Origin of the sequence: Stenotrophomonas sp. S39, assembly GCF_016624665.1 — a bacterium.
Taxonomy (GTDB): Bacteria; Pseudomonadota; Gammaproteobacteria; order Xanthomonadales; family Xanthomonadaceae; genus Stenotrophomonas.
In genome coordinates this window covers 1-209 of the sequence record NZ_JACVTT010000231.1, presented here as the reverse complement: position 1 = coordinate 209, position 209 = coordinate 1, and the positions used below count along the sequence as shown (strand labels likewise).

General features: G+C 61.7%; 1 tRNA gene. It reads left to right on the top strand.

What is annotated here, in order from left to right:
• The first annotated feature begins 3 nt into the window (after positions 1-3).
• Positions 4-80 (top strand) — tRNA-Asp (locus IAE41_RS22380).
• Positions 81-209: the final 129 nt, after the last annotated feature.

Below are 209 nucleotides of genomic sequence, written 5' to 3'. Positions count from 1 at the left end.
TGTGGAGCGGTAGTTCAGCTGGTTAGAATGCTGGCCTGTCACGCCGGAGGTCGCGGGTTCGAGTCCCGTCCGCTCCGCCACTTTGACGCGAGGCCCCCGGGCAACTGGGGGCTTTGTTTTCTTCAAGGGTTCGCCCTGCGGGAAAACAGCAACACAACTGGAGCGGTAGTTCAGCTGGTTAGAATGCTGGCCTGTCACGCCGGAGGTCG